A 2,307-nucleotide genomic window follows, 5' to 3' on the forward strand; every position below is an offset into this window, starting at 1 on the left:
GTACAGGGAACCACGTATTTTTTTCGCCGTACACTGGAAATTCCTGTGGAATGGCAAGGGCAGCGTACGGGGCTCATATTTGAGTCGGGCGGCGAGGGTTTACTGCGGGTGAACGGGGAATCCCGCCAAGGCCTCGACCGGAACCACACCTTTGTAACCCTGGAAGCCTCGCCGGACGGCCGGCCGCTGGAGCTGGAAATCGAATTGTTCGATCCCATTCCCGAGCCGGTGGACCCGCTGAATCAGCAGGCGGTCATCCAGCCGCCGATCCGGGCCATCCGCACCTGGCTGGTACGGGTCAATGAGCCGGTCCAGAGCCTGATGTATACCGCCGTCATCGTCCGCGATGCGGCGGTCCTGCTGCCCGAAGCGGATATGCGCCGCGCGCGGATGCTGGAAGCCTTGTACCGGGTGATGGATGAATATTTGAATTTGGAAGAGACAGCGGTACGTGAAGGCAGTGCTGTAGCGGCCCTGGAAGCGACGCTGCGTACAGATATCGCAGGGATTGGCGGCAATGCGGAAGGCACCATTCATATGGTTGGCCAGTCGCATATCGACATTGCCTGGCTGTGGCCGGCGCGGGAGACCGTGCGGAAGACCAGCCGGACCTTCTCCACCGTCAATGCCTTAATGGACGAATACCCGGACTATCAATTTGCCCAGAGCCAGCCGCAGCTGTTCGAATATCTCAAGGAGAACGACCCGGTCCTGTTCGCCAAGGTCAAAGAGCGAATCCAGGAAGGCCGGTGGGAGCTGGTCGGCGGCATGTGGGTCGAGCCGGACCTGAACATCCCCAGCGGGGAGTCCCTGATGCGCCAGATGCTCTACGGTCAGCGGTTCTACCTGAAGGAATTCGGTAAGACCTCAGAGATTGAATGGCTGCCGGATACCTTCGGCTACTGCGCTTCGCTGCCGCAGATTCTGCGGCATGGCGGCGTGCGCTATTTCATGACCACGAAGCTCGGCTGGAATGACACCAATGTATTTCCGTACGATCTGTTCCATTGGGTCGGCATTGACGGCACCCCGATGCTGTCCTACCTCAACCATGGGGTGAACGAGAATACGCTGCCGAAGGATGTGCATGAACACTGGCAATCCTTCCGTGAAAAGAAGACTCATAACGAGCAGATGCTGCTCTACGGCCATGGCGACGGCGGCGGGGGGGTCACCCGTGAGATGCTGGAATACATCCGCCGTGCAGACCTGATGGTCGGCCAGCCGGCCAGTACCTTCAGCAGCGCCGCGGATTTCTTCGCAGGCATGGAGAAGCGTAAGCCCAAGCTGCCCGAATGGCGCGGCGATCTGTATCTGGAGCTGCACCGCGGCACCTATACCACACATAGCCGCAACAAGCGGAACAACCGCAAGGCGGAGATTCTCTACCGCGAGGCAGAGCTGTGGCAGACCCTGGCATCTTCCTCTATGCTGCCCGAGCAGCGCAGGAACAACGCCGAACAGCTGCATCACGGCTGGAAGCTGATACTGCTGAACCAGTTCCACGACATTATTCCCGGCTCGGCCATCACCGAAGCCTATGAGACTTCGGAGAAGGAATACCGCGAGGTGTTCGCTCTTGGTGAGGCAGCACTGCAGCCGGGGCTGGAAGCCCTGGCGGCTCAGGTCACAACAGCAGGCGAAGGCCAGCCTTACGTGCTGTTCAACAGCCTCGGCTGGGCGCGTGATGCAGTCATTGCCATTCCATGGGCAGATACAGAAGTAACAGATAGAGAACGAACAGATGCTGAACCAACAGATGGAGAACGAACAGATAATAATCGGATCTTAACGGCTTATGATGCGTCAGGAAACGCACTTCCGATAGATCTTGTGGCCGGTTTGTCAACAGTAGACGTTGCGATAGACCCGACAACAGATCACCGGACCGCTTACATTCATGTCCCCGCCATCCCGGCTATGGGCTATACAACGATCTGGCTGAGACGCGGCGAACGGCCAACGCCGGGAAGCCCGGAAGCAGTGAATATGCCGGCACGCACCGCCTTGAATGACCGCTGGGAGACCCCGCACTACCGCCTGACGTTCAATGAACGGGGCGAAATCACCAGCCTGTTCGACAAAGCAGCCGGCCGGGAAGTGCTGCAGCAGGGCGGCCGCGCCAACCGATTCCACTTTTTCCATGACCGTCCGACACTCTGGGATGCCTGGGATATCGACAGCCGCTATGAAGCCCAGCCCGCTGGCGAGGCCGAGCTGGTGGAGAAATACGTGCTTCACTCCGGCCAAGTCCGGGATGTGCTGAGATTCCGCTGGACGCTGGGCCAGTCGCAGATCACCCAGGAT

Annotated in this window: 1 protein-coding gene; it reads left to right on the forward strand. The window is 59.3% G+C overall.

Annotated features, from left to right (window positions below):
* A partial coding sequence (locus tag A3849_RS31045) for an alpha-mannosidase (protein WP_074114900.1) occupies positions 1–2,307 on the forward strand: 2,307 nt, incomplete at both ends.

It is taken from the genome of Paenibacillus sp. P46E (genome assembly GCF_001909095.1).
Lineage (GTDB): Bacteria > Bacillota > Bacilli > Paenibacillales > Paenibacillaceae > Paenibacillus_AQ > Paenibacillus_AQ helianthi.